Source organism: Sphingobacterium sp. UBA3519 (genome assembly GCF_002377215.1).
In the GTDB taxonomy this organism is placed as follows: domain Bacteria; phylum Bacteroidota; class Bacteroidia; order Sphingobacteriales; family Sphingobacteriaceae; genus Sphingobacterium; species Sphingobacterium multivorum.
The window spans coordinates 217,275-240,779 of the sequence record NZ_DFPI01000011.1; the positions used below are offsets into that span (position 1 = coordinate 217,275).

General features: G+C 39.0%; 38 protein-coding genes. 36 read left to right on the top strand and 2 right to left on the bottom strand.

The window, feature by feature from the left end:
• Positions 1-152 precede the first annotated feature (152 nt).
• Positions 153-506, top strand: a complete 354-nt coding sequence (locus B3297_RS06405; protein ID WP_088160088.1) for a DUF7674 family protein — start codon at positions 153-155, stop codon at positions 504-506.
• A gap of 142 nt (positions 507-648) precedes the next feature.
• Positions 649-1,602, top strand: a complete 954-nt coding sequence (locus B3297_RS06410) for a helix-turn-helix transcriptional regulator (RefSeq protein ID WP_286778591.1) — start codon at positions 649-651, stop codon at positions 1,600-1,602.
• A gap of 338 nt (positions 1,603-1,940) precedes the next feature.
• On the opposite strand, the gene B3297_RS06415 is transcribed toward B3297_RS06410, so the two are convergent.
• Complete coding sequence (locus tag B3297_RS06415) at positions 1,941-2,411, bottom strand: DinB family protein (RefSeq protein ID WP_075990872.1); 471 nt, start codon at positions 2,409-2,411, stop codon at positions 1,941-1,943.
• Between the two features lie 339 nt (positions 2,412-2,750).
• Between B3297_RS06415 and rplC the strand changes: the two genes are divergently transcribed.
• The 34 genes from rplC to B3297_RS06585 all read left to right on the top strand — a co-directional run bounded on the left by rplC (position 2,751) and on the right by B3297_RS06585 (position 22,919).
• Positions 2,751-3,368 (top strand): 50S ribosomal protein L3, encoded by a 618-nt coding sequence (rplC, locus tag B3297_RS06420; protein ID WP_046674864.1) that lies wholly within the window; start codon positions 2,751-2,753, stop codon positions 3,366-3,368.
• 5 nt (positions 3,369-3,373) lie between these two features.
• Positions 3,374-4,003: a 50S ribosomal protein L4 gene (gene rplD / locus B3297_RS06425; RefSeq protein ID WP_075990873.1), complete on the top strand. Its 630-nt coding sequence runs from the start codon at positions 3,374-3,376 to the stop codon at positions 4,001-4,003.
• 1 nt (position 4,004) lies between these two features.
• On the top strand, positions 4,005-4,295 hold the full coding sequence (gene rplW, locus B3297_RS06430) for a 50S ribosomal protein L23 (RefSeq protein WP_046674866.1): 291 nt from the start codon (positions 4,005-4,007) through the stop codon (positions 4,293-4,295).
• Between the two features lie 6 nt (positions 4,296-4,301).
• Positions 4,302-5,129, top strand: coding sequence for a 50S ribosomal protein L2 (rplB, locus tag B3297_RS06435; protein ID WP_046674867.1), 828 nt, complete (start codon positions 4,302-4,304; stop codon positions 5,127-5,129).
• Complete coding sequence (rpsS, locus tag B3297_RS06440) at positions 5,129-5,395, top strand: 30S ribosomal protein S19 (protein WP_002997495.1); 267 nt, start codon at positions 5,129-5,131, stop codon at positions 5,393-5,395. Before rplB ends, rpsS begins: the two co-directional genes overlap by 1 nt.
• Positions 5,396-5,401: 6 nt before the next feature.
• Positions 5,402-5,836 carry a 50S ribosomal protein L22 gene (gene rplV / locus B3297_RS06445; RefSeq protein WP_070570408.1) on the top strand — a complete coding sequence of 145 codons (435 nt, stop codon included), beginning with the start codon at positions 5,402-5,404 and terminating at the stop codon, positions 5,834-5,836.
• An 11-nt stretch (positions 5,837-5,847) separates the two neighbouring features.
• Positions 5,848-6,642: a 30S ribosomal protein S3 gene (gene rpsC / locus B3297_RS06450; RefSeq protein ID WP_046674869.1), complete on the top strand. Its 795-nt coding sequence runs from the start codon at positions 5,848-5,850 to the stop codon at positions 6,640-6,642.
• Between the two features lie 59 nt (positions 6,643-6,701).
• Positions 6,702-7,124 carry a 50S ribosomal protein L16 gene (rplP, locus tag B3297_RS06455; protein WP_046674870.1) on the top strand — a complete coding sequence of 141 codons (423 nt, stop codon included), beginning with the start codon at positions 6,702-6,704 and terminating at the stop codon, positions 7,122-7,124.
• A 92-nt stretch (positions 7,125-7,216) separates the two neighbouring features.
• Positions 7,217-7,435, top strand: coding sequence for a 50S ribosomal protein L29 (gene rpmC, locus B3297_RS06460; protein WP_046674871.1), 219 nt, complete (start codon positions 7,217-7,219; stop codon positions 7,433-7,435).
• A gap of 14 nt (positions 7,436-7,449) precedes the next feature.
• Complete coding sequence (rpsQ, locus tag B3297_RS06465; protein ID WP_046674872.1) at positions 7,450-7,704, top strand: 30S ribosomal protein S17; 255 nt, start codon at positions 7,450-7,452, stop codon at positions 7,702-7,704.
• A gap of 1 nt (position 7,705) precedes the next feature.
• A complete protein-coding gene (gene rplN / locus B3297_RS06470; protein WP_046674873.1) occupies positions 7,706-8,074 on the top strand; it encodes a 50S ribosomal protein L14 in 369 nt (122 codons plus the stop codon).
• 2 nt (positions 8,075-8,076) lie between these two features.
• Positions 8,077-8,421, top strand: a complete 345-nt coding sequence (gene rplX, locus B3297_RS06475; RefSeq protein WP_070570406.1) for a 50S ribosomal protein L24 — start codon at positions 8,077-8,079, stop codon at positions 8,419-8,421.
• Positions 8,421-8,990 (top strand): 50S ribosomal protein L5, encoded by a 570-nt coding sequence (rplE, locus tag B3297_RS06480; protein WP_046674875.1) that lies wholly within the window; start codon positions 8,421-8,423, stop codon positions 8,988-8,990. Before rplX ends, rplE begins: the two co-directional genes overlap by 1 nt.
• Positions 8,983-9,252: a 30S ribosomal protein S14 gene (gene rpsN / locus B3297_RS06485; protein WP_028071569.1), complete on the top strand. Its 270-nt coding sequence runs from the start codon at positions 8,983-8,985 to the stop codon at positions 9,250-9,252. Before rplE ends, rpsN begins: the two co-directional genes overlap by 8 nt.
• Positions 9,253-9,388: 136 nt before the next feature.
• Positions 9,389-9,790 carry a 30S ribosomal protein S8 gene (gene rpsH, locus B3297_RS06490; protein WP_223584601.1) on the top strand — a complete coding sequence of 134 codons (402 nt, stop codon included), beginning with the start codon at positions 9,389-9,391 and terminating at the stop codon, positions 9,788-9,790.
• 21 nt (positions 9,791-9,811) lie between these two features.
• Complete coding sequence (rplF, locus tag B3297_RS06495; RefSeq protein ID WP_070570404.1) at positions 9,812-10,366, top strand: 50S ribosomal protein L6; 555 nt, start codon at positions 9,812-9,814, stop codon at positions 10,364-10,366.
• A complete protein-coding gene (rplR, locus tag B3297_RS06500; protein WP_172462327.1) occupies positions 10,363-10,725 on the top strand; it encodes a 50S ribosomal protein L18 in 363 nt (120 codons plus the stop codon). Before rplF ends, rplR begins: the two co-directional genes overlap by 4 nt.
• 12 nt (positions 10,726-10,737) lie before the next feature.
• A complete protein-coding gene (gene rpsE, locus B3297_RS06505; RefSeq protein ID WP_070570402.1) occupies positions 10,738-11,256 on the top strand; it encodes a 30S ribosomal protein S5 in 519 nt (172 codons plus the stop codon).
• Positions 11,257-11,261: 5 nt separating this feature from the next.
• A complete protein-coding gene (gene rpmD / locus B3297_RS06510) occupies positions 11,262-11,441 on the top strand; it encodes a 50S ribosomal protein L30 (RefSeq protein WP_046674880.1) in 180 nt (59 codons plus the stop codon).
• A gap of 118 nt (positions 11,442-11,559) precedes the next feature.
• A complete protein-coding gene (gene rplO / locus B3297_RS06515) occupies positions 11,560-12,006 on the top strand; it encodes a 50S ribosomal protein L15 (RefSeq protein ID WP_070570400.1) in 447 nt (148 codons plus the stop codon).
• 3 nt (positions 12,007-12,009) lie between these two features.
• A complete protein-coding gene (secY, locus tag B3297_RS06520; protein ID WP_046674882.1) occupies positions 12,010-13,347 on the top strand; it encodes a preprotein translocase subunit SecY in 1,338 nt (445 codons plus the stop codon).
• Positions 13,348-13,356: 9 nt separating this feature from the next.
• Positions 13,357-14,139: a type I methionyl aminopeptidase gene (gene map / locus B3297_RS06525; protein ID WP_046674883.1), complete on the top strand. Its 783-nt coding sequence runs from the start codon at positions 13,357-13,359 to the stop codon at positions 14,137-14,139.
• Positions 14,140-14,213: 74 nt separating this feature from the next.
• On the top strand, positions 14,214-14,432 hold the full coding sequence (gene infA, locus B3297_RS06530) for a translation initiation factor IF-1 (protein WP_002997456.1): 219 nt from the start codon (positions 14,214-14,216) through the stop codon (positions 14,430-14,432).
• Positions 14,433-14,477: 45 nt separating this feature from the next.
• Positions 14,478-14,594: a type B 50S ribosomal protein L36 gene (gene ykgO / locus B3297_RS06535; RefSeq protein ID WP_013665024.1), complete on the top strand. Its 117-nt coding sequence runs from the start codon at positions 14,478-14,480 to the stop codon at positions 14,592-14,594.
• Between the two features lie 30 nt (positions 14,595-14,624).
• Positions 14,625-15,002, top strand: a complete 378-nt coding sequence (rpsM, locus tag B3297_RS06540; protein ID WP_046674884.1) for a 30S ribosomal protein S13 — start codon at positions 14,625-14,627, stop codon at positions 15,000-15,002.
• 10 nt (positions 15,003-15,012) lie between these two features.
• A complete protein-coding gene (gene rpsK / locus B3297_RS06545) occupies positions 15,013-15,402 on the top strand; it encodes a 30S ribosomal protein S11 (protein ID WP_046674885.1) in 390 nt (129 codons plus the stop codon).
• A gap of 60 nt (positions 15,403-15,462) precedes the next feature.
• On the top strand, positions 15,463-16,071 hold the full coding sequence (rpsD, locus tag B3297_RS06550; RefSeq protein WP_046674886.1) for a 30S ribosomal protein S4: 609 nt from the start codon (positions 15,463-15,465) through the stop codon (positions 16,069-16,071).
• Positions 16,072-16,167: 96 nt separating this feature from the next.
• Positions 16,168-17,160 (top strand): DNA-directed RNA polymerase subunit alpha, encoded by a 993-nt coding sequence (locus B3297_RS06555; RefSeq protein WP_046674887.1) that lies wholly within the window; start codon positions 16,168-16,170, stop codon positions 17,158-17,160.
• A gap of 108 nt (positions 17,161-17,268) precedes the next feature.
• Positions 17,269-17,772, top strand: coding sequence for a 50S ribosomal protein L17 (rplQ, locus tag B3297_RS06560; protein ID WP_070570394.1), 504 nt, complete (start codon positions 17,269-17,271; stop codon positions 17,770-17,772).
• A 157-nt stretch (positions 17,773-17,929) separates the two neighbouring features.
• Positions 17,930-19,075, top strand: a complete 1,146-nt coding sequence (locus B3297_RS06565) for an aspartate aminotransferase family protein (protein ID WP_286778592.1) — start codon at positions 17,930-17,932, stop codon at positions 19,073-19,075.
• 144 nt (positions 19,076-19,219) lie between these two features.
• On the top strand, positions 19,220-20,182 hold the full coding sequence (locus B3297_RS06570; RefSeq protein ID WP_070570390.1) for an acetylornithine carbamoyltransferase: 963 nt from the start codon (positions 19,220-19,222) through the stop codon (positions 20,180-20,182).
• Between the two features lie 51 nt (positions 20,183-20,233).
• Entirely contained in the window at positions 20,234-21,031 is a 798-nt protein-coding gene (gene argB, locus B3297_RS06575) for an acetylglutamate kinase (RefSeq protein WP_070570388.1), read from the top strand.
• Positions 21,032-21,058: 27 nt separating this feature from the next.
• The gene (proC, locus tag B3297_RS06580; protein ID WP_070570386.1) at positions 21,059-21,865 is read left to right on the top strand and encodes a pyrroline-5-carboxylate reductase; all 807 of its coding nucleotides are present in this window, start codon (positions 21,059-21,061) and stop codon (positions 21,863-21,865) included.
• Positions 21,855-22,919, top strand: coding sequence for a M20 family metallo-hydrolase (locus tag B3297_RS06585; RefSeq protein WP_070570383.1), 1,065 nt, complete (start codon positions 21,855-21,857; stop codon positions 22,917-22,919). Before proC ends, B3297_RS06585 begins: the two co-directional genes overlap by 11 nt.
• 35 nt (positions 22,920-22,954) lie before the next feature.
• On the opposite strand, the gene B3297_RS06590 is transcribed toward B3297_RS06585, so the two are convergent.
• Positions 22,955-23,428: an Lrp/AsnC ligand binding domain-containing protein gene (locus B3297_RS06590; RefSeq protein WP_046674894.1), complete on the bottom strand. Its 474-nt coding sequence runs from the start codon at positions 23,426-23,428 to the stop codon at positions 22,955-22,957.
• Positions 23,429-23,505 lie beyond the last annotated feature (77 nt).

Consider the following 23,505-nt stretch of genomic DNA (forward strand, 5'->3'; position numbering starts at 1 on the left):
TCGACTGAGTCCATAAGCTGGCTTAGAAAGATGTTATGCGCAAAGATAAGATTAGTGGCAAGGCTTTATAATTTAAAGCTTTGCCATTTTTGAGATTATTCAACTTAAATAGAGCTAGAAGAGATATGAATAATATGTTTTGATATTGTGCTATGAAAAATAAAGATTTATTTATCGCCGATTTGATTAGGATATTTCCAAATTTAGAAGAAGAAATTCTGGATGAAGATTATAGTTTTTCTATTACTTTACAAATGGGAAGTCTTAAACGGTATATTCAGAAAGCTATAGATGATGACAACTCAGATCTATTTGATGCTGTGGTAGCTTTTCTTAACGAAAATTTGCCTTTGGTTGATAAGAAGGTACAGAATACAATTTTTATTAGCTTTTTAGAGAAATTAGACTTCTCAGGTACACCCAAATTTAAACAGAAGCTAGTTGGAACCTTAAGAAGAGCTCATGGTTACTGGAAGTTACACGATCGGAAAAAAATACCTGGTTAAATTAAGATTGGACTATGGATATGAATTTAGAATATGATAGTTGTAATTGTAGTTTTCGAATAGCGAATTATCATTATGTTTGAGAGCTAACTTTGCACTTTAAAGCTTAAATCGGTGTATTTTTTGTTGTACTTTTATCCCAATGACCGATATTCAAAAGAGATTCGACCGCATACTTGCTATTTATATGCATCTACAAGCTAAACCTGTGGTCACTGCTGCTGCTTTGGCAGAACGCTATGAAGTAAGTCCGCGTACGATTTATCGTGATATCAGATCCCTGATGCAAGCAGGGATTCCGATTTACGGTGAAGCGGGAAGCGGTTATTCTTTGGTGGAGGGATATAAAATGCCACCTCTGCAATTTACCCGAGAGGAGGCATTGAGTTTTGTGGCGGCGGAGAAACTGGTGGAAAAGTATACAGATCGGAATCTTGCGCATCATTTTACAACAGCATTGCTGAAAATGAAAGCCATATTACGGGGTAACGAAAAAGAACAGGTAGCCTTAGTTGGGGATAACTTTTTGGTGCGCGGTGGGCGTCATCAATTCAATGAGAAGCTAACCTATGGCACCAATATACTGATCGAAAGCATCGCTGCTAAAAAATGTGTGGAAATCTATTATTCCAAACCTTCGGATAAAACTCCAGAAAGGCGTGAAATCGAAGCTGTGGGTATTTTTGTGGAGAGCAAGTTTTGGTATGTCCTCGCTTTTTGTAGATTAAGACAAGATTACAGGCAATTCCGTTTGGACAGAATAAACAATATTAGAATACTTGCCGAAGATTTTGGAAAAGAGCATCCCGAGTTATCTTTCTTTCTGAATAAACGTCATGACGTTCCCACGACAAAAGTCGTTGTGCAAGTAGATAAGGATATGGCCCGCTATATGGAATGGGATCGTCACTATTTTGGTTTCCAAAAGGAAACTGTCACCGATAATTATGTAGAGATGCATTTCGAATGCATTAATATGGAGAACGGCTTTGCGCGCTGGTATCTGATGTTTGCTGATAAAGGAACAATTATTGAACCCGAATCGTTAAAAGAGGTCGTAAAGCGTCTGCTTTCATCGGCTTTGGAACAAATCTAAAAGATACTATCCATAACCTAATTTACAGTAGTTTTTTGAGCAACTGCGGATGCAGAGATTCGATATGCCTTCGGTATCTGTTCGAGCCTGCTTCGTGTCAGAGTCAGCTTGTATCCGTGGTGAGTCTGACATGAGTCCGTGGTGACTCCGAGTTAAACTCGGAGTCACCACGGTTGTACTTCTTTCTCACCCCGCATTTATGTGCGATAGGGCACGAATCAGACCAGAAAGAGGGGCGAATAGAAATCGAAGGATGCTCAAATAGTGGGAATAACACGGACTCAAGATCGGCGCAATGGATAATCGGGGCGAGTATGAGTTTTTGAGGAGGTGACTAACTACCCTCTTTCCCAAAAAAATGGAGGTTCTATACCAAGTAATCTTAGATAAACAAATCCTTGGCCACGGTGGTGGATTTCATTATCGATAAAATAAAGGATGCTGTGAATGACTGGCGATTTGTACTGGCCGAATAGGTTGAATTCTTCGGCAAAGCGTTCTTCTGGAATTTGATTGAACAATTCACTGATCTGAGGAGTAGCTTCATCCCAGGCCTGAAGCAATTGTGCTTTGGTCGAATAACTGAGATTCTCATTGAGTTCGCCGCTCTTGTTGGTGACAATTTCTTGGAGACCTGGCGCAGCAATACCTAATAGCTCCTTAATCATATCTGCAAAAGTGCGCATGCCTTCTACTTTGTAATTGAACAATCCTTCTTCTGGAAATTTTTCAATAGTCTGTCTTGTCAGGTTTCTGTGGCCTAACCAATGCTGAAGTAGCTCGTTTTTGGAAATGATTTCTGTTTTCATGATTCTCGTATTTTAAAGTTTTTATAGTAAGCAATACATCGCCTTCTGCGTTGTACGATAGTTCAAAATTAGGGTGATCTGTGACAACTGTATGGCAGCAGAAATAAATGCAAGTAATTTTATTTTTCTGGAGGTGATTTAATCGGAGCGGAGAGCTGGACAGGTATTATTCGGAAATTTGACGCGGATAAAGAAAAGATCTAGAAAATAAAAAAAATAATTCACTAATTATTTGACAGTTATAAAAATGTTTGTAACTTTGCAGTCCCTTAATGGGAATAGTATGTCTTGAGCGAAGCCCTACTGCTTCGAAGGACTTTTAATTAATTAATTTACAACATGTCAGGTATTATTGGAAAAAAAGTAGGAATGACGAGCCTGTTTAACGCTGATGGGAAAAATATTCCTTGTACAGTGATTCAGGCCGGGCCGTGCGTGGTTACGCAGATACGTACGGAAGAAAAGGATGGCTACTCGGCAATTCAACTTGGTTTCGACGAAGCTAAGGAGAAAAACACGACAGCTCCTTTGAAAGGGCACTTTGCGAAAGCAAACACAACGCCTAAGCGTAAGTTGGTAGAGTTTAAAACTTTCCCAGATGCAAAACAACTTGGTGACGTAGTTGACGTTACTCTTTTTGAAGAAGGTGAGTACGTAGATGTAGTCGGTACTTCAAAAGGTAAAGGTTTCCAAGGTGTAATGAAACGTCATGGATTTGGTGGTGTAGGTGGTGCGACTCACGGTCAGCACAACAGATTACGTGCTCCAGGTTCATTAGGTGCTTCATCATGGCCTTCACGCGTATTCAAAGGTATGCGCATGGCTGGTCGTACAGGTGGTGACAGAGTTAAAGTTCAAAACTTACAGGTGTTGAAAGTTTACGCTGAGCAAAACCTTATCGTTGTTAGTGGTTCCATTCCAGGAGCTAAAGGTTCTTATGTAATCGTAGACAAATAGTAGAGATGGAAGTTAAAGTTTTAAATTTATCAGGTAAAGAAACAGGTGCCAAGGTGCAACTTCCTGAGTCGGTATTTGGGTTAGAGCCTAACGATCATGCGATCTATTTGGATGTGAAACAATACTTAGCGAACCAACGCCAAGGAACTCACAAATCTAAACAACGTAACGAAATCGCGGGTTCTACTCGTAAATTACACAAACAAAAAGGTACTGGTGGTGCTCGTGCGGGTTCTATCAAATCTCCATTGTTTAATGGTGGTGGTCGTGTATTCGGTCCTCAACCTCGTGACTACTCGTTCAAATTGAACAAAAAATTGAAACAAGTGGCACGTAAATCAGCGTTATCTTACAAAGCAAAAGATAATAACATTGTGGTATTGGATGAAGTAAAATTCGATGCTATCAAAACTAAAAATTATGTTGCTTTAATCAATGCGTTGAATGTAGCTGATGAGAAAACATTGTTGGTATTGCCAGCTTACGATGAAATTGTTTATAAATCAAGCAGAAACTTGAAAAAAGCAAAAGTTATTGTTGCATCTGATTTAAATACATATGATGTATTGAACGCAACAAAATTATTGTTGACTACAGATTCTGTTAAATCTTTGGAGGAAGCATTAGCTAAGTAATATGGAAATTATTAAAAAACCTATCTTGACTGAGAAAGCTTCTTTGTTAACGGAGAAATTAAACCGTTACGCTTTCAAAGTAGATCACAGAGCAAACAAAATCCAGATTAAAGCAGCTGTTGAGGCTATGTTTGGTGTTACAGTTCTTGCTGTAAACACTGCAGTAGTAGCTGGTAAAGCAAAAAGCCGTTACACAAAAGCAGGTTTCGTATCTGGTAGAGCTCCTAAGTATAAAAAGGCTGTCATTACTATTAAAGACGGCGAAACTATTGACTTTTACAGTACTATATAATAAAAAATGGCAGTTAAAAGATTCAAACCGGTAACCCCTGGTACTCGTTTTAGAGTAGGCGCTGACTACTCTGATGTTACTACAAACGTTCCTGAAAAATCGTTAGTAGTAAAAATCAACAAGAAATCAGGCGGTCGTAATAACTCCGGTAAAATGACTATGCGTTATCTCGGTGGGGGACATAAAAAAGTATACCGATTAATTGATTTCAAACGCGATAAAAAAGATATCCCTGCAAAAGTAGCTACTATCGAGTACGATCCAAATCGTACTGCTCGTATTGCCTTGTTGCATTACGCTGATGGTGAAAAACGTTACATCCTTGCTCCAGCTGGTTTAGTAGTTGGTCAAACTGTAATTGCAGGTGATAAAGTTGCCCCAGAAGTTGGTAATACATTACCATTAGCAAACATTCCATTGGGTTCTATCATCCACAACATTGAATTAAATCCTGGTCAAGGTGGTTCAATTGCTCGTTCGGCTGGTACTTATGCTCAATTGTCTGCTCGTGATGGTAAATATGCCATCATCAAATTGCCTTCGAGCGAAACACGTATGATCTTATTGACTTGTGTTGCTACAATTGGTTCGGTATCGAACCATGAAAGATCTAACCAAGTGTTAGGTAAAGCAGGTCGCAAACGTTGGTTAGGTCGTCGTCCAAGAGTTCGTGGTGTTGCGATGAACCCAGTAGATCACCCTATGGGTGGTGGTGAAGGCCGTACTTCAGGAGGTCACCCACGCTCACGTACAGGTGTATTAGCTAAAGGCTTCAAAACACGTTACAAGAAGAAAACATCGAATCGTTACATCATTGAGAGAAGGAAAAAATAATGGCTCGTTCAATTAAAAAAGGTCCTTATATCGATCACAACTTAGAAAGAAAAGTTCTTTCTATGAATGAAACTAACAAAAAGTCAGTTATCAAAACATGGTCTCGTAGATCAATGATTTCACCTGATTTTGTTGGCCATACCTTCGCAGTGCACAACGGGAACAAATTTATCCCTGTTTATGTAACAGAGAATATGGTAGGTCACAAGCTTGGTGAATTCGCGCCTACGCGTACATTCAGAGGCCACGCAGAAAAGAAAAAATAATAGGTAATGGAAGCAACAAAAAAACTTAAAAAGTCTGTCTTAATTAGACAACGCAAAGAGCAAGAGAAAGCTCAAAAAGGAGGAGCTTCGGATGCCAAATTATTGAACTGCCCTACTTCGCCTCGTAAGATGCGTTTAGTGGTAGACTTAATTCGCGGTCAACGTGTGGAAAATGCATTATACATTTTGAAACACTCAAGTAAAGAAGCTGCTGCTCGTGTAGAAAAATTATTATTATCTGCAATCAAAAACTGGGAAGCCAAAAACGAAGGTAAATCAGTGGAAGAAAGCGAACTAATTGTAAAAGAAGTATCAGTAGGTGGTGGTCGTCAATTGAAAAGATTGCGTCCGGCTCCTCAAGGTCGCGGATACAGAGTTCGTAAACGTTCAAATCACGTTACGTTGGTAGTTGATAGCAAATTAAACGTTGAACAAAACTAATTTATTGAGAAATGGGACAAAAAGCAAATCCAATAGGTAGCAGATTAGGAATCATCAAAGGTTGGGATTCTAACTGGTTCGGAGGTAAAAACTATTCCGATAAATTAGTTGAAGACGAAAAAATCAGAAAATATCTTTCTGTTCGTATTGCAAAAGGTGGTGTAGCTAAAGTTGTTATCGAAAGAACTTTAAAACGTATCACTGTTACAATTCACACTGCTCGTCCAGGTATCGTTATCGGTAAAGGTGGTCAAGAAGTTGACAAGATCAAAGAAGAGTTGAAAAAACTGACTAAAAAGGATGTTCAAATCAACATTTTCGAGATCAAACGCCCTGAGTTAGATGCGAAGTTAGTAGCTGAAGGTGTCGCTAAACAATTAGAGGCACGTATTTCATTCCGTCGTGCAATGAAAACTTCAATCGCTTCTACAATGCGTATGGGTGCAGAAGGTATCAAAATCATGTGTTCTGGTCGTTTAGGTGGTGCTGAAATGGCGCGTACTGAACAATACAAAGAAGGAAGAACTCCTTTACACACATTGCGTGCTGATATCGACTACGCTTTAGCTGAAGCATTGACTACATACGGTAAAATTGGTATCAAAGTTTGGATCTGTAAAGGTGAGGTTTACGGTAAACGTGACTTATCTCCAAACATTGGTCAAGCATCTGGTGTAAAATCACGTGGCAACCACGAAGGTGGTGGCGAACGTCGTGACAACCGTAACAACAAAGGTGGTCGCGGTGGAAATAACCGTGGTGGAAACAACCGTGGTGGAAGCAACCGTGGTCCGAAAAAAGATTAATAGTTATTTAGATTACAACAAAAACCTGCTGAAAAAGCAGATTTAAAAAGTATACGAACATGTTACAGCCAAAAAGAACGAAGTTCAGAAAGATGCAGAAAGGCCGCATGAAAGGTAACGCTTCTCGTGGAGCGGAGTTAGCTTTCGGTTCTTTCGGTATCAAAACAATGGAGCAAGCATGGATCACTAGTCGTCAAATCGAGGCAGCTCGTATTGCGGTTACACGTTATATGAAACGTGAAGGTCAAGTTTGGATTCGTATTTTCCCTGACAAACCTGTTACGAAAAAACCTGCAGAGGTACGTATGGGTAAAGGTAAGGGTGCTCCAGAATACTGGGTAGCAGTAGTACGCCCAGGCCGTATGTTATTTGAAGCAGAAGGTGTGCCTTTGGAAATTGCCAAAGAAGCTTTACGCCTTGCAGCTCAAAAACTTCCGGTTCAAACTAAGTTTGTGATTCGTAGAGACTACGTTGAAGCATAAAAATCTTGGTAATGTCATCATTTAAGCGTTAGGGCCGTTACCCCTAACGCTATATATAAAGCGATGATAACCCAAATAACAACTGAAAAAACATGAAAAATTCAGAAATTTTAGAATTATCTAATGAGGACTTAAAAGCTCGTCTTGTAGAAGAGAAAACAGCCCTTACAAAATTGAAATTTGCACATGCTGTTTCAGCTATTGAGAACCCTAACGTGATCAAAGCAGCACGCAAAACTATCGCTCGTATCAGTACAGAGATCAGTGCACGCAAAGCTGCAGCTAAAAATGAAACAGCCTCTGAGGCGTAAAATTTAAAGTCGAAATGGAAAGAAATTTAAGAAAAACAAGAATCGGCTTAGTAGTTAGCAACAAGATGGACAAGTCTATCGTGGTATCAGTGGAACGTAAAGTGAAACACCCGATCTATGGTAAGTTCGTTAAAAAAACTACTAAATTTAAAGCTCATGACGAAACTAATACCTGCGGTATCGGCGATACGGTATTAATCATGGAAACTCGTCCGCTGAGTAAAACAAAAAACTGGAGATTAGTAGAAATTATAGAAAGAGCTAAATAACATGGTACAACAAGAATCAAGACTTAATGTAGCTGACAATAGCGGTGCTAAACAAGTTTTAGTAATCCGTGTATTGGGCGGTACGCGCAAGCGTTATGCATCAATCGGAGATAAGATTGTTGTATCGGTGAAAAGCGCTATGCCTTCAGGAAACGTGAAAAAAGGTTCCGTTTCTAAAGCAGTAGTCGTTAGAACGAAAAAGGAAATCCGTCGTAAAGATGGTTCATATATCCGTTTCGATGACAACGCCGCTGTATTATTAAATAATAATGATGAACCACGTGGTACACGTATCTTTGGCCCTGTTGCTAGAGAGTTGCGTGAGAAACAGTTCATGAAAATTGTATCATTAGCACCGGAGGTTTTATAATTATGGCACAAAAAACAAAAACAACTACGCACAAAATCAAAATTAAAAAAGGTGATTTAGTGAAAGTTATCGCTGGTAACTCTAAAGGTGTTCAAGGAAAAGTATTAACTGTTTTAGTGGATAAAAATAGAGCTATCGTTGAGGGCGCTAACATCGTAAAAAAACACACTAAACCAAGTGCAGCTAATCCTAATGGTGGTATCATTGAGAAAGAAGCTGGTATTCACATCTCTAATTTAGCTGTTATCGATCCTAAAACAGGTGCAACTACACGTGTAGGTCGTAAGTTAAATGCAGATGGTAAATTAGTTCGTTACGCTAAAAAATCAGGGGAGGAAATTAAATAATGACTTACGTACCAAGATTAAAAGTGAAATATGCGGAAGAAATCCGTAAAGCACTTCAAGAAAAATTTCAGTATAAAAGTATTATGCAGGTTCCTAAACTTGAGAAAATCGTTGTTTCACAAGGCGTAGGAGCTGCAACAGCTGACAAAAAATTAATCGATAACGCTATTGCTGAGTTGACTTTAATCACAGGTCAACAAGCCGTTGCTACAAAATCGAAAAAAGATATTTCAAACTTTAAATTACGTAAAGGTATGCCTGTAGGGGCACGTGTTACTTTACGTGACAACAATATGTTTGAATTCTTGGATCGTTTGGTAGCAGTATCGCTTCCACGTATTCGTGACTTCCGCGGTATCAACGATAAAGGTTTCGACGGACGTGGTAACTATAACTTAGGTATCACTGAGCAAATCATTTTCCCTGAGATCAACATTGATAAAATCAACAAGATCCAAGGTATGGATATCACTTTCGTGACTTCTGCTCAAAATGATGTTGAGGCTTTAGAATTGTTGAAACAATTCGGTTTACCATTTAAAAATCAAAATACTAATAACAATGGCTAAAGAAGGATTAAAAGCACGCGAAGTAAAACGCGCTAAATTGGTAGCTAAATATGCGGCAAAACGTGCAGAATTAAAAGCTGCTGGCGATTACGTTGCATTAGATAAATTGCCTAAAAATGCTTCTCCAGTACGTTTACATAATCGTTGTAAATTGACTGGCCGTCCTAAAGGATATATGCGTCAATTCGGTATCTCTCGTGTAACATTCCGTGAGATGGCTTTAGATGGCAAAATCCCAGGGGTGAAAAAAGCTTCTTGGTAATTAAAAAAAAATACTTAATTTTGCCCGGGCAATTCAACTGAGGATTGCCGGGGTTTTTGCATTTTAAAATTGTTTAACAGATAGAAGGTCCCATACCAATGGTTGGGAGGGAAACCGCTGTCACAAATTTTCATATATAATGACTACAGATCCAATTGCGGATTACCTTACACGAGTAAGGAATGCCATCAAGGCCAACCACAGGGTTGTTGAAATTCCTGCATCGAACCTTAAAAAAGAGATCACGAAAGTTCTTTTTGACAAAGGTTACATTGCTAATTACAAATTCGATGAGAATGGCGTACAGGGTACGATCAAAATCGCATTGAAATATAATCCAATTAGCAAAATTCCGGCTATTCGTACGTTGACACGTGTGAGTAAACCTGGTTTAAGAAAGTATGCAAGCGTTGATACTATGCCTCGAGTTTTGAACGGTTTAGGTATTGCTATCTTGTCAACATCTAAAGGTGTAATGACAGATAAGGAAGCTAGACTTCAAAATGTTGGTGGTGAAGTTTTATGTTACGTTTATTAATCTAGGTAAAAGCACAAAGAAATGTCAAGAATTGGAAAAGCGCCTATCGCTATCCCTGCTGGGGTAACTGTTACTATTTCGGACAAAAACTTAGTTTCAGTAAAAGGTCCTAAAGGCGAATTAACACAACAAGTTGATCGTGACATCACGATTGCTCAAGAAGAGGGCAATATCGTTGTAACACGTCCAACTGATCAAAAGAAACACAAAGCATTACACGGTCTATACCGTTCCCTGTTGGCTAACATGGTTCACGGTGTGACTGAAGGTTACAAAACTACGCAAGAGTTAGTCGGTGTAGGTTACCGTGCTTCAAGTACTGGTAATGTATTAGAGTTAACTTTAGGTTTCTCTCACCAGATTGTTTTTGTATTGCCAAAAGAGGTTAAAGTATCAACTACTGCTGATAAAGGTAAAAACCCTACAATCACTTTGGAGTGTGCTGACAAACAATTGATCGGACAGGTAGCGGCAAAAATCCGTGGCTTCCGTAAACCAGAACCTTACAAAGGAAAAGGTGTTAAGTTTGCAGGTGAAGTATTGAGAAGAAAAGCAGGTAAATCAGCTAAAAAATAATAATCATGGCAGGACAAAAAGCATCTCGTAGAGAGAGAATCAAAAAAGGAATCAGAAAAAACCTTGCTGGAACGTCTGAACGTCCACGTTTATCGGTTTTTAGAAGTAACAAAGGTATCTATGCGCAAATCATTGACGACAATGCAGGTAAAACATTAGTTGCTGCATCTAGCTTGTCAAAAGAGTTTGTTGCATCTGGTAACAAGGTTGATCAATCTAAAGCTGTAGGTAAACTAGTGGCTGAAAAAGCATTAGCAGCAGGTATTAATAAAGTAGTTTTTGACCGTAATGGGTACTTATACCATGGCCGTATCAAATCTTTGGCTGAAGGTGCTCGCGAAGGCGGTTTAGACTTTTAATCATAGAAAGAAATGGCATTAAGCAATATAAAAAGAGTAAAATCAAGCGAAATTGAATTAAAAGATCGCTTAGTAAGTATCCAACGTGTAGCTAAAGTTACTAAAGGTGGTCGTACTTTCAGCTTCTCTGCAATTGTTGTAGTAGGTGATGAAAACGGTATTGTTGGTTACGGTTTAGGTAAAGCTAAAGAGGTAACAGAAGCAATCACGAAAGGTATTGACGACGCAAAGAAAAATTTGGTGAAAGTTCCTATTATCAAAGGTACTGTTCCGCATGAGCAATATGGTAAATATTCTGGTGGTTCAGTTTTGGTTAAACCAGCTATCGCAGGTACAGGAGTTTTAGCCGGTGGTGCAATGCGCGCAGTATTGGAGTCTGCTGGTATCAAAGACGTATTGGCTAAATCATTAGGTTCTTCTAACCCACACAACGTGGTAAAAGCAACTGTAACAGCTTTAGCAAGCATGCGCGATGCATATACAGTAGCCCAACACCGCGGTGTCGATTTAAATAAAGTATTTAACGGTTAATTATCATGGCAAAAATTAAAATCACCCAGATAAAGAGCGTTATCGACAGAAGCGAGCGCCAAAAGAAAACTATTGAGGCATTGGGTTTGAAAAGAATCAACCACTCAGTAGAAGTTGAAGCTACTCCATCAATTATTGGAATGGTACGTAAAGTAAACCATTTAGTAGCTATCGAAACTATTTAATATTAGCATATGGAAGAGGTCTTTGGGCTTCTTCCATTACTTGTTATTAATAATCATTATTTTTTAATCGCTAGTACCTGTTTAGTGAGAGCGAAGGGCTAGCACAATTTAGTTTAAAATGAACTTAAGTAATTTAAAACCTGCAAAAGGTGCAGTAAAAAGTAGCAAACGTATTGGCCGTGGTACTGGTTCTGGTCGTGGTGGTACTTCAACACGTGGTCACAAAGGTGCTGGTTCTCGTTCAGGTCACTCTACGAAAATCGGTTTCGAAGGTGGTCAAATGCCTTTGCAACGTCGTGTGCCTAAATTTGGTTTCAAAAACATCAACCGTGTTGAGTACAATGGTGTGAACCTAGATACTTTACAAGCGTTGATCGAGAAACACAATTTAACAGCTGTAGATTTCGATGCATTGAAAGCTCATGGTTTAGTGTCTAAAAATGACAAAGTTAAAATCTTGGGTCGCGGTGAATTGAAAGCTAAAGTTGAAGTAACAGCGCACGCGTTTACTGCTTCTGCTCAAAAAGCTATTGAAGCTGCAGGCGGTTCTATCGTTAAAATTTAATAAATGAAGAAACTAATCACAACCTTAACCAATATTTGGAAAATCGATGATTTACGTACGCGTATTCTAAATACCTTACTTTTTCTTTTGATTTACCGTATTGGATGTCACGTGGTATTACCAGGTGTAAATCCTCATGCTTTGGCTTCTGGTCAAAAAGAGGGTTTATTGGGCTTACTGGATATGTTTGCGGGGGGATCTTTCTCTCGTTCGGCTATCTTTGCTTTAGGGGTAATGCCATATATTTCGGCATCCATTGTTGTTCAATTGCTGGGCATCGCGGTTCCTTACTTCCAAAAGATGCAGAAGGAAGGGGAAAGTGGTCGTCAAAAAATGAATCAAATTACTCGCTATTTAACTTTAGGGATTACTTTGCTTCAGGCTTTTGCTTATGTACGTACTCAAATCGAGCCAAGTGCTAAGACAATAGCTGACCCATTATTCACTATTCTAACTGCTATAGTTTTGACAGGCGGTACTTTATTTGTGATGTGGTTAGGGGAAAAAATTACGGATAAAGGTATCGGTAATGGTATTTCTTTGATCATCATGACTGGTATTATCGCTCAATTGCCAAGTGGTATCACTGCGGAATGGGTTTCTAGAATGGCGAAAGGTGGTGGTGGTCCAATTCCATTGTTGCTTGAATTTGTAGCTTTGTTCTTTGTTGTGATCTTTACGATCTTGATCGTACAAGGTGTTCGTAAGATCCCTGTACAATACGCGAAGAAAATCGTTGGAAACAAGCAAGTCGGTGGAGTACGTCAGTATATACCTTTAAAGGTAAATGCTGCAGGTGTAATGCCTATCATTTTTGCGCAGGCAATCATGTTTGTGCCAATGAGTTTAGGACAGTTCTTCCCAAATCTTCAGTCGGAATTTTTGACTTCGTTGAGTAACTATACTTCTGTAGCATATAACGTGACATTTGCGGTGTTAATTATCGCATTTACGTTTTTCTATACAGCGATTATGGTGAACCCACAACAGATGTCGGACGACATGAAGAAGAACGGAGGTTTTGTGCCGGGTATTAAACCGGGATTGGAAACTAGTAATTTTATAGACCGCGTAATATCAAATATTACATTTCCAGGTGCAATTTTCTTAGCGATCATTGCTATTCTACCTGCTATTGCAAGTTTGTTTGGTATTAATAATCAATTTGCGCACTTCTACGGTGGTACGTCATTATTGATTTTAGTAGGTGTAGTGTTGGATACTTTGCAACAGATCGAATCTCATTTATTGATGCGTCATTACGATGGATTAATGAAAACAGGTCGTATTAAAGGTCGTTCGGCCGCGTCTGTTGAGGGAATGGATCATTCGGCAATTTAATTTCTTTAGATGTCTAAAGTATTTTATAAGTCAGCAGAAGATATAGAGCAATTGCGGAAGTCAGCAGATGTGCTTTCGCAATTGCTTGGTGAAATCGCAAAAGTGATTAAACCTGGGGTAAAGACTATATCTCTTGATAAATTAGCTTATGAGTATATCCATGATAACGGCGGGACGCCTGCGTTCTTAAATTATCAGGGATTTCCGTATTCTTTGTGTATATCTGTCAACGATCAAATTGTACACGGTTTTCCAAGTGACTATGAAATTAAAGATGGAGATCTTGTTTCGGTCGATGGTGGTGTCAATCTGAACGGCTTTATCAGTGATTCAGCATACACCTTTGGTGTAGGTGAAATATCTGAGGAAGCACAGTTGTTATTGGATGTAACAAAGGAATCATTGTACAAAGGTGTTGAACAGGCGGTGGCTGGTAAACGTGTTGGGGATATCTCTTCAGCTGTTCAGGAGTATGTGAGCAAATTCGGATTCGGAATTGTTCGTGAGCTGGTTGGACACGGAGTTGGTTATCACTTACATGAAAAACCTGAGGTTCCTAATTATGGAAAACGAGGTGCTGGTCCTAAATTGGAAGAAGGTTTGGTTATTTGTATCGAACCGATGATCAATGCGGGGCGTGCAGGTGTTCGTTTTTGGGATGATGGTTGGACAGTAAGTACAGTGGATGGGAAATTATCGGCGCACTTCGAACAGATGGTTGCAATCCGAAAAGGAGAACCAGATGTGTTGCTGACATTCGAACATGTAGAGAAAGTTTTGAACAAAAAGTAGTTGGTTTTCAATTATTTTTATTTATCTTTGCACTCCTGTTCGCAGGCTTTTAAATTAAATTTAATCGAGAATATATGGCTAAACAAGCCTCAATAGAACAAGACGGTATAATTAGAGAGGCACTTTCTAATGCTATGTTTAGGGTAGAGTTGGAAAATGGACATGAAATCATTGCCCATATTTCTGGTAAAATGCGCATGCACTATATCAAAATTTTACCTGGTGATAAAGTTAAATTGGAAATGTCTCCGTATGATTTGACTAAAGGAAGGATTACTTATCGCTATAAATAGCCATAAGCCCTTGTATTAGCGCAAGCTTTTGAAAAAATAAATATCATGAAAGTAAGAGCATCAATAAAAAAACGTAGCGCGGACTGTAAGATCATCCGTCGTAAAGGTAAAGTTTTTGTAATCAACAAAAAGAACCCAAAGTTTAAACAACGTCAGGGTTAATTCATTAAAAAAATAATAGCTTAATATTATATGGCAAGGATAGCAGGTATTGATTTACCTAAAAACAAAAGAGGTGTGATCGGCCTTACCTATATTTTTGGTATCGGTCGTACAAGAGCTGAATATATCTTGGAAAAAGCTGGTATCAGCGAAGATGTGAAGGTACAAGAGTGGAATGATGAGCAATTGGCAGCAATTCGTACCATCATTAACGACGAATTGAAAGTTGAAGGTGCATTGCGTTCTGAAATTCAATTAAACATCAAACGTTTAATGGATATCGGTTGTTACCGTGGATTGCGTCACCGTAAACACTTACCAGTTCGTGGTCAACGTACTAAAAACAACTCACGTACTCGTAAAGGTAAACGTAAGACAGTTGCAAACAAGAAAAAAGCTACTAAATAATAAATAAGAAATGGCTAAAACTAAAAAAGCTGCAAAAAAGCGTATCGTTGTTATCGAACCTGTAGGTCAGGCTCACATTAACGCAACGTTTAACAATATCATTGTAACTTTGACAAATAATCAAGGTCAAACTATTTCTTGGTCTAGTGCTGGTAAAATGGGTTTCCGTGGTTCTAAAAAGAACACTCCATACGCTGCTGGTCAAGCTGCACAAGACTGTGGAAAAGTTGCTCACGACTTGGGTTTACGTAAAGTTGAAGTGTTTGTTAAAGGACCTGGTGCTGGTCGTGAATCGGCAATCAGAACATTACAAACAGTAGGAATTGATGTGACTACTATCAAAGATATCACTCCACTTCCTCACAACGGTTGTCGTCCTCCAAAACGCAGAAGAGTTTAATTAATTTAAAGATAAGATTCATCGGCTATAGGCTGATAGATACTTTAATTGTAAAAGAAAATGGCTAGATATACAGGACCTAAGTCCAAAATTGCCCGTAAATTTAGAGAGCCGATCTTCGGCCCAGATAAAGCGTTAGAAAAGAAAAATTACCCTCCTGGACAACATGGAGCTTCTAAACGCAGAGGTAAACAATCTGAATATGCTATTCAGTTGTTAGAAAAACAAAAAGCAAAATACACTTACGGTGTATTGGAGCGTCAGTTCTCAAACTTATTTGTTAAAGCTGCCTCTAAACAAGGTATTACAGGTGAGATCTTCTTGAAATTGTTAGAAGCTCGCTTGGATAACGTAGTTTACCGTTTAGGTATCGCTACTTCTCGTGCCGCTGCTCGTCAGTTGGTATCCCATAAACACGTTACTGTTAACGGCGAAGTTGTTAACATTCCATCATATAGCTTGCGTCCAGGTGACGTTGTAGCAGTTCGTGAACGTTCTCAAACACTTGAAGCCATCACAAATTCAGTTGCAGGTCGTACTGTAAACAAATTTTCTTGGTTAGAGTGGAATGCGAAAGAATTGACAGGTACTTTCTTAAGCTATCCAGAAAGAGCTGACATTCCTGAAAACATCAAAGAGAACTTAATCGTTGAGTTATACTCTAAATAATAAATAAAATAGAAGAATGCATAGTCCAATTTTTGGGGTATGCATCTTCTATTGTATTACAATTATTATTACAAATAAAACATTAAAAGAAAATAAATGGCAATTTTAGCATTTCAAAGACCGGATAAAGTTATCATGCAAAAATCTACGGATTTTGATGGTACGTTTGAATTTCGTCCATTGGAGCCTGGTTTTGGTGTAACCATTGGTAATGCTTTGCGCCGTATTCTATTGTCCTCTTTAGAAGGATATGCAATTACGTCGATAAGGTTTTCTGGCGTTTCGCACGAATTTTCAACGATCAAAGGTGTTGTTGAAGACGTAACTGAAATTATCTTGAACTTGAAACAAATTCGTTTCAAAAAAACAGGTGAGATTGGTGACAACGAAAAGGTATTTGTAGTAATCAATGGTCAAGAGCAATTCTTAGCTGGTGATATCACAAAATTCTCTAATAACTTTACGGTCTTAAACCCAGACATGGTAATCTGTAACATGGATAATTCAGTGACAATTGAATTGGAATTGAGTATTGCCAAAGGTCGTGGATACGTAAATGCTGATGAGAATAAAGTTGTTGATGCTCCAGTAGGTGTTATCGCAATCGATTCGATCTTTACTCCGATCAAGAATGTTAAATATACCATTGAGAATTACCGTGTAGAGCAAAAAACTGACTACGAGAAATTGTTGTTGGATATCTCTACTGATGGCTCAATTCACCCCGAAGAAGCTTTGAAAGAAGCTGCTAAGATCTTAATTCAACACTTTATTTTATTCTCTGATGAGAATATGCTTCTTGAGTCTCAAACGAAAGAAGAAACTAAAGTTGTTGACGAAGAAATCTTACATATGCGTAAGATCTTGAAAACAGAATTAGTAGATCTTGATCTTTCAGTTCGTGCATTGAACTGTTTGAAAGCTGCGGATATTCGCACATTGGCTGAGTTAGTAACTTATGACGTAGCTGATATGTTGAAATTCAGAAACTTCGGTAAAAAATCGTTAAGTGAAATCCAAGAATTGGTTAAATCGAAAGGTTTATCATTCGGAATGAACTTGGCAAAATACAAATTAGACGAAGAATAATAATTTATTAAGCGACCACTAGTCGTAATTCCTTTTGGCTGTCTGGATATGTGATGTTCACATAAATGGCATATACAAAAACGGTACGATTAGTATAATAAAATCAAAATGAGACACGGAAAAAAAGTAAATCACTTAGGCCGTACGGATAGCCATAGAAAAGCAATGTTGGCTAACATGGCAACATCATTAATCCTACACAAACGTATTACAACTACTTTGGCTAAAGCTAAAGCATTACGTACGTATGTTGAGCCTTTGATTACTAAATCTAAAAACGACACAACACACTCTCGTCGTACAGTATTCGCTTATTTGAAAGATAAAGACGCTGTTTCTATCTTATTCCGCGAAATTTCTGAAAAAGTAGCTAACCGTCCAGGTGGTTACACTCGTATCATCAAAATGGAAAACCGTTTAGGTGATAACGCGGAAATGGCTTTCATCGAACTAGTTGATTACAACGAAATCTACGGTAAAAAAGCTGCTGCTGCTGAGAAAAAAGCTACTCGTCGTCGTGGTGGTGCTAAAAAAGCTGCTACTGCTGAAACTGAAGCTCCTGCAGAAGTTAAAGCTGAAGTAGAAGGTGAAGAAAAAGTAGACGGAGAATAGTCTTCTTCTGATCTAGCATAAAAAAGTCCTCTTTTTAAGGGGACTTTTTTTATTTTATGACCATTCCTACCGTTATAACTAATATATTTGTATTGCTAAAATCTGATAGCTTTTTCTATTACTAGCTATTTCGTTTATCAATCTATAATTCATTAAGATGAAACCATTTGATGTTTATCCCATTAATCCCATTAACATAATAAAGGCTAATGGATCAACGGTGTGGGATGCCGAAGGAAATGCTTACTTGGACTTGTATGGTGGCCATGCTGTGATATCGATCGGACACACGCACCCACATTATGTACAACGCATCACAGAACAATTGAACCGTATTGGGTTCTATTCCAACTCTGTCGAGATTCCAATTCAGCGTGAACTTGCCCGATTGTTAGGGGAAGTTTCGGGAAAGGTTGATTATGATTTATTTCTTTGCAATTCCGGCGCGGAAGCAAATGAAAATGCATTGAAGCTGGCTTCTTTTTACAATAAGCGTAAGAAAGTCATAGCGTTTTCAAAAGCTTTTCATGGAAGGACTTCATTGGCCGTAGCGGCAACAGATAACCCGAGTATCGTGGCTCCCGTCAACGAGACCGATAATATTGTATTTCTTCCTTTCAATGATGAAGCGGCTTTAACGGAGGCTTTCGCATCATATGGTAATGAAATTTCATCTGTTATCGTAGAAAGTATTCAGGGCGTAGGTGGAATCAGGGAAGCGTCAGTATCGTTTCTTCAGTTGATTCGCTCTCTTTGTGATCAATATAATGCCGTGTTTATTGCAGATGAAGTACAATGTGGGTATGGAAGAACAGGCTTATTCTATGCGCAGGATTATTCGGGCGTTGAAGCCGATATTTACACGATGGCAAAAGGGATGGGCAATGGTTTTCCAATTGGTGCAATCAGTATATCGCCCAAATTTAAGGCGACTTACGGGAGTCTGGGAACGACATTTGGTGGCAATCATCTCGCATGTGCTGCCGCACTGGCTGTATTGGAAGTTATCCAACAAGATAAGTTGATGGAGAATGCGGCGCAAGTCGGACAATATCTTATTGATGAGCTTAAACAAATCGAAGATATTGTTGAAGTGAGGGGAAGAGGATTAATGATCGGTATAGAACTACCTGAATCTTTGGCTCATGTAAAGAAAGATCTTTTGCTAAAGAACCGTATCTTTACAGGGGAGGCTAAACCTTTCGTAATTCGCTTGTTGCCTGCTTTGAATATTACGAAAGATCATGCTGATCAGTTTTTATCAGCATTGAAAGCACATATCAAAGCAGTAACGGTTGCATAGAACCTTAAAGCTGTCGATCAAATTGTCCAACAGCCGCACGTTGGCTAGTGTAAATTTGATTGCGCTGTAGTAGTTAGAATATATACTGAGTGTGACAGGCCTATTGATTGCCTGTTGAAAATACACTCGAATTAATAGATATAGATGAAAAAGTTTTTCTCTGTTAAGGATGTGTCTAGTGTAGCAGACGTTGTTCAAGAAGCGTTAGCTTTGAAAGCGGCACCATATGACAATCAGGACCTTGGTCAACATAAAACGTTGGGACTTGTATTTTTGAATCCGAGTTTGCGTACGCGTTTGAGCACACAAAAAGCGGCAATGAATTTGGGCATGAATGTGATGGTCATGAATATGGATAAAGATGGTTGGGCGCTTGAAACACAGGATGGTGTTGTGATGAACGGGACAACTGTTGAACATATCCGCGAGGCCGCTGCTGTTATGGGCGAGTATTGTGATATTTTGGGACTACGTTCCTTTCCAAAATTGAAAGATCGTGAAGAGGATTATAGCGAAGACCTGTTCAACAAATTCATTAAGTACTGTGGTGTTCCTGTTGTTTCCTTAGAGAGTGCAACACGCCATCCACTGCAGAGTTTGACAGATATGATTACCATCACTGAGTACAAGAAGACTGAAAAGCCGAAAGTGGTATTGGCTTGGGCCCCACACGTTAAGGCATTACCTCAGGCAGTACCTAATTCTTTCGCAGAATGGATGTGCAAAGCACAAGAAGAGGGATTGGTCGATTTTACGATAGCTCAGCCTATGGGCTATGAGTTAAGTGAAGAATTTACCGCTGGAGCAACCATATCTAATAATCTTGGGGAAAGTTTAAAGAATGCTGATTTTGTCTATGTGAAAAACTGGTCTTCTTATCAAGAATATGGCGAGGTATATGGTGTTGATGAAGATTGGATGATGGATAACAAGAAGCTCAATTTGACGAATGATGCCAAAGTAATGCATTGTTTGCCAGTACGAAGAGATCTTGAATTGTCTTCTGAGATTTTAGATGGACCAAATTCACTCGTGATTAAAGAGGCTAGCAACCGCGTATGGGCTGCTCAGGTTGTTTTGAAACGTATGTTAGAGGATTTGGCATAGTCCAATCCTATAAATTATTGAAAAACTATTTTTATTGGGAAAAGTTGCGTAATGGCTAATAGTGTATTAAATATAATTAAAATTGGCGGGAATATTATTGATGATGAACGCCAATTGGATTCTTTTTTAGAAAAGTTCTCTGCATTGTCAGGGAAAAAGATTCTTGTACATGGCGGTGGTAAAATAGCGACTCGCCTGGCTAGTGAACTGGGAATTGAAGCCCAAATGATAGAAGGGCGTCGTGTGACAAATGAGGAAATGTTACGCATTGTAACAATGGTGTACGCTGGCTTGACAAACAAGACAATCGTTGCTAAGTTGCAAAATTTGAAATGCGATGCTGTTGGATTAACCGGAGCTGATGGGGATGTCATAAAAGCTATAAAGCGTCCTGTAAAAGATGTAGATTATGGCTTTGTAGGTGATTTGTTGCATGACTCTGTAAATACCCTGGCCATCAAGAAGTTTTTGGAAGCAGGGTTTGTTCCTGTGTTTTCAGCTATTACACACAATGGCCTTGGACAATTGCTCAATACCAACGCGGATACTATAGCTTCTTCATTGGCGGTGTCTTTGGCTTCATTATATGAAACTTCTTTGGTTTATTGTTTCGAGAAGAACGGCGTTTTACGCGATGTAACGGATGAGAATTCAGTAATCCCAACGATTAAGTCAGAAGAGTTTGAACATCTTAAGGAGTCCGGCGTGGTGAATGACGGGATGATCCCTAAGTTGCAAAATGCATTCAATGCTATAAATAAAGGTGTTCAAGAGGTCTATATTGGAAATGCTAATAATCTGCATTTGTTTCAACAAGGACAATTTGGCACTTGCTTGACATTAAAATAAAAATCTAACCTAAACCCAACGATCGCTATGAAAAAGGTCACCATTATCGGAAGCGGTAATATCGGTCTTTCTTTGGCAAAAGGACTTGTAAAAAGTGAATTTGCCCATGCTGCCGATATTACCTTGACGAGGAGAAATTTGAATGCACTGGCCGAAGAAGCGCGCCAAGGCTTCTCAATAAGTAATGATAATAAACTCGCTGTAAAGGGGGCTGATATTGTTGTTTTCGCAATCCTACCTCAACAACTAAAAAAGGTATTGGTGGAAGTGGCTCCTGTAATTGAAAAGACCAATCAGATTTTTGTCTCTATTGTGTCGGGAGTTTCTTGTGCCGATTTAAAAGCAGAGTTGGGGGCAGATGCCACAGTGATACGAGCAATGCCCAATACGGCAATTGCAATAGCGCAATCAATGACGTGTATTGCCAGTGACAATGCTTCAGAGGATAGTTTGAAAGAGGTTGAGAAGATGTTTGAAACTGTTGGTTCAGTGGTTGTAATTAATGAAGACCTGATGACATCGGCAACAGCGTTGTGTGCTTGCGGTATCGCATTCTTCCTACGTGCGATTCGTGCTGCTTCACAAGGTGGAGTTGAAATCGGATTTCATGCGCATGATGCATTAAAGATGGCGGTTCAAACTGCAAAAGGCGCTGCTGATTTGTTATTGCACACCAATGCTCATCCAGAAGGAGAGATTGATAAGGTAACATCACCGAAGGGCTGTACAATAGCGGGATTGAACGAAATGGAACATAATGGTTTTAGTTCTGCTTTTATAAAAGGAATTAAACTATCTGCGGATAAAGCAGGAGGACTATACCATGAAGGATAAGCAGGGCTTATTTGAAGATGCTTTGGCCCTTTTAAAACAATTAATTGGACTATCGTCTTTAAGTAAAGAGGAAGAGTTCACAGCGGATTTAATTGTTCGCTTCTTTCAGGAGCGTGATATCAAAACACATCGAAAAGGCAATAATGTCTGGGTATATAACGCTCATTATGATAGCACCAGACCTACGATATTACTCAACTCCCATCACGATACAGTAAAACCAAATACAGGTTATACAAGAGATCCTTTGGCGGCGACTGTAGAGGAAGGTAAATTGTACGGATTGGGGAGCAACGATGCCGGAGGCTGTTTGGTATCATTGATAGCTACATTTTTGTATTTTTACCAGCATACGGACTTGAAGTATAACTTCTGTCTTGTCGCTAGTGCCGAAGAAGAGATCTCAGGTAAGAACGGTGTAGAATCTGTTTTGGATGATATCGGTTCAATTGATTTTGCAATTGTGGGTGAACCTACCTTATTGGATTTGGCAATTGCAGAAAAGGGACTGATGGTGTTGGATTGTACAGCATTAGGGACAGCTGGACATGCCGCACGTAATGAGGGCGATAATGCAATCTACAAAGCGATTAGGGATATTGAATGGTTTCAAAATTATACGTTTGAAAGGACTTCGTCAACCTTAGGCCCGATTAAGATGTCGGTGACAGTAATTCAGGCGGGATCACAACATAATGTGATACCGGCTACTTGTAACTTTGTTGTCGATGTCAGAACCACAGATGCTTATTCGAATGAAGAGACGTTGGATATTATCAAGTCTCATGTAAAATCAGAGGTCACAGCGAGATCGACGCGTCTGAAGTCTTCTTCTATTCCTGAAACGCATCCAATTGTCAAAGCAGGTGTTGTCCTGGGGCGTAAGGTATATGGATCGCCGACGATGAGCGATCAGGCTCTTATTCCTGTCCCTTCTCTGAAGTTGGGGCCTGGTGATAGCGCTCGGTCACATATGGCGGATGAGTTTATCTATATCGATGAAATTAGAGCAGGGATCGATCTCTATATCGAAATGTTAGAACAGATAGTATAAAAAAAGCTTCCATTTTTATGGAAGCTTTTTTTATACTAGACTAAGCTGATTTGACGTTTGATACTCTCTTCGAGAGAGATGATCGTCTCGGTACGTTGAATCCCAGGTACGGATTGAATATCTTCATTCAATACTTTTCTGAGGTGAACTGTATCTCTACAGATGATTTTTGCAAAAATACTGTATTGGCCAGTACAATAATGTAATTCGACCACTTCTTTGATTTCTTTCAATTTATCTACCGCATCTGCATATTGTGAACCTTTTTCAAGATAGATACCCAAAAAGGCCGTGATATCAAATCCGACTTTTTGAGGATTGATAATTAGATTTGACCCTCTAATGATACCTAATTCTTCCATCTTCTTCATTCTAACGTGAATTGTACCACCTGATACAATTAGCTTTTTTGCTATTTCTGTATAAGGAATAGAGGCATCGTTCATTAGAATAGACAAGATTTGGATATCCAAATTGTCTAGATCATAGTTTGCATATTGATTTTCCATTAACAATGGTTTTTGTGTTCATTAATTGGCCGTTGCATCAAAATCGGACCAATAGCTAAAGTAATTAAATTTATTTC

Excerpts from the sequence above, each read along its gene's own strand:
- B3297_RS06405 (WP_088160088.1), top strand. The coding sequence starts at position 153 with ATGAAAAATAAAGATTTATTTATCGCCGATTTGATTAGGATATTTCCA.
- B3297_RS06410 (WP_286778591.1), top strand. The coding sequence starts at position 649 with ATGACCGATATTCAAAAGAGATTCGACCGCATACTTGCTATTTATATG.
- B3297_RS06415 (WP_075990872.1), bottom strand. The coding sequence starts at position 2,411 with ATGAAAACAGAAATCATTTCCAAAAACGAGCTACTTCAGCATTGGTTA.
- rplC (WP_046674864.1), top strand. The coding sequence starts at position 2,751 with ATGTCAGGTATTATTGGAAAAAAAGTAGGAATGACGAGCCTGTTTAAC.
- rplD (WP_075990873.1), top strand. The coding sequence starts at position 3,374 with ATGGAAGTTAAAGTTTTAAATTTATCAGGTAAAGAAACAGGTGCCAAG.
- rplW (WP_046674866.1), top strand. The coding sequence starts at position 4,005 with ATGGAAATTATTAAAAAACCTATCTTGACTGAGAAAGCTTCTTTGTTA.
- rplB (WP_046674867.1), top strand. The coding sequence starts at position 4,302 with ATGGCAGTTAAAAGATTCAAACCGGTAACCCCTGGTACTCGTTTTAGA.
- rpsS (WP_002997495.1), top strand. The coding sequence starts at position 5,129 with ATGGCTCGTTCAATTAAAAAAGGTCCTTATATCGATCACAACTTAGAA.
- rplV (WP_070570408.1), top strand. The coding sequence starts at position 5,402 with ATGGAAGCAACAAAAAAACTTAAAAAGTCTGTCTTAATTAGACAACGC.
- rpsC (WP_046674869.1), top strand. The coding sequence starts at position 5,848 with ATGGGACAAAAAGCAAATCCAATAGGTAGCAGATTAGGAATCATCAAA.
- rplP (WP_046674870.1), top strand. The coding sequence starts at position 6,702 with ATGTTACAGCCAAAAAGAACGAAGTTCAGAAAGATGCAGAAAGGCCGC.
- rpmC (WP_046674871.1), top strand. The coding sequence starts at position 7,217 with ATGAAAAATTCAGAAATTTTAGAATTATCTAATGAGGACTTAAAAGCT.
- rpsQ (WP_046674872.1), top strand. The coding sequence starts at position 7,450 with ATGGAAAGAAATTTAAGAAAAACAAGAATCGGCTTAGTAGTTAGCAAC.
- rplN (WP_046674873.1), top strand. The coding sequence starts at position 7,706 with ATGGTACAACAAGAATCAAGACTTAATGTAGCTGACAATAGCGGTGCT.
- rplX (WP_070570406.1), top strand. The coding sequence starts at position 8,077 with ATGGCACAAAAAACAAAAACAACTACGCACAAAATCAAAATTAAAAAA.
- rplE (WP_046674875.1), top strand. The coding sequence starts at position 8,421 with ATGACTTACGTACCAAGATTAAAAGTGAAATATGCGGAAGAAATCCGT.
- rpsN (WP_028071569.1), top strand. The coding sequence starts at position 8,983 with ATGGCTAAAGAAGGATTAAAAGCACGCGAAGTAAAACGCGCTAAATTG.
- rplF (WP_070570404.1), top strand. The coding sequence starts at position 9,812 with ATGTCAAGAATTGGAAAAGCGCCTATCGCTATCCCTGCTGGGGTAACT.
- rpsE (WP_070570402.1), top strand. The coding sequence starts at position 10,738 with ATGGCATTAAGCAATATAAAAAGAGTAAAATCAAGCGAAATTGAATTA.
- rpmD (WP_046674880.1), top strand. The coding sequence starts at position 11,262 with ATGGCAAAAATTAAAATCACCCAGATAAAGAGCGTTATCGACAGAAGC.
- rplO (WP_070570400.1), top strand. The coding sequence starts at position 11,560 with ATGAACTTAAGTAATTTAAAACCTGCAAAAGGTGCAGTAAAAAGTAGC.
- secY (WP_046674882.1), top strand. The coding sequence starts at position 12,010 with ATGAAGAAACTAATCACAACCTTAACCAATATTTGGAAAATCGATGAT.
- map (WP_046674883.1), top strand. The coding sequence starts at position 13,357 with ATGTCTAAAGTATTTTATAAGTCAGCAGAAGATATAGAGCAATTGCGG.
- infA (WP_002997456.1), top strand. The coding sequence starts at position 14,214 with ATGGCTAAACAAGCCTCAATAGAACAAGACGGTATAATTAGAGAGGCA.
- ykgO (WP_013665024.1), top strand. The coding sequence starts at position 14,478 with ATGAAAGTAAGAGCATCAATAAAAAAACGTAGCGCGGACTGTAAGATC.
- rpsM (WP_046674884.1), top strand. The coding sequence starts at position 14,625 with ATGGCAAGGATAGCAGGTATTGATTTACCTAAAAACAAAAGAGGTGTG.
- rpsK (WP_046674885.1), top strand. The coding sequence starts at position 15,013 with ATGGCTAAAACTAAAAAAGCTGCAAAAAAGCGTATCGTTGTTATCGAA.
- rpsD (WP_046674886.1), top strand. The coding sequence starts at position 15,463 with ATGGCTAGATATACAGGACCTAAGTCCAAAATTGCCCGTAAATTTAGA.
- B3297_RS06555 (WP_046674887.1), top strand. The coding sequence starts at position 16,168 with ATGGCAATTTTAGCATTTCAAAGACCGGATAAAGTTATCATGCAAAAA.
- rplQ (WP_070570394.1), top strand. The coding sequence starts at position 17,269 with ATGAGACACGGAAAAAAAGTAAATCACTTAGGCCGTACGGATAGCCAT.
- B3297_RS06565 (WP_286778592.1), top strand. The coding sequence starts at position 17,930 with ATGAAACCATTTGATGTTTATCCCATTAATCCCATTAACATAATAAAG.
- B3297_RS06570 (WP_070570390.1), top strand. The coding sequence starts at position 19,220 with ATGAAAAAGTTTTTCTCTGTTAAGGATGTGTCTAGTGTAGCAGACGTT.
- argB (WP_070570388.1), top strand. The coding sequence starts at position 20,234 with ATGGCTAATAGTGTATTAAATATAATTAAAATTGGCGGGAATATTATT.
- proC (WP_070570386.1), top strand. The coding sequence starts at position 21,059 with ATGAAAAAGGTCACCATTATCGGAAGCGGTAATATCGGTCTTTCTTTG.
- B3297_RS06585 (WP_070570383.1), top strand. The coding sequence starts at position 21,855 with ATGAAGGATAAGCAGGGCTTATTTGAAGATGCTTTGGCCCTTTTAAAA.
- B3297_RS06590 (WP_046674894.1), bottom strand. The coding sequence starts at position 23,428 with ATGGAAAATCAATATGCAAACTATGATCTAGACAATTTGGATATCCAA.